Genomic DNA, 223 nt, shown 5'->3' with positions numbered 1-223 from the left:
CCCCTAGGGGACTCGAACCCCTGTTACCGCCGTGAAAGGGCGGTGTCCTAGGCCACTAGACGAAGGGGACACAAACCCTTCTAACAGTGATCAGTACTGAGTACTGATCGATTCAATGCCAGTGTGGCCCGGCATTGAACTGTAAATTGGTGGAGCTAAACGGGATCGAACCGTTGACCTCTTGCATGCCATGCAAGCGCTCTCCCAGCTGAGCTATAGCCCC

At 55.2% G+C, this 223-nt stretch carries 1 tRNA gene; it reads right to left on the bottom strand.

What is annotated here, in order from left to right:
* Positions 1-147: 147 nt before the first annotated feature.
* A tRNA-Ala gene (locus tag GHO25_RS26025) sits at positions 148-223 on the bottom strand.

Origin of the sequence: Pseudomonas sp. FSL R10-1350, from assembly GCF_009600525.1 — a bacterium.
Classification (GTDB): domain Bacteria; phylum Pseudomonadota; class Gammaproteobacteria; order Pseudomonadales; family Pseudomonadaceae; genus Aquipseudomonas; species Aquipseudomonas helleri.
This window is presented reverse-complemented; position numbering and strand designations above follow the sequence as displayed.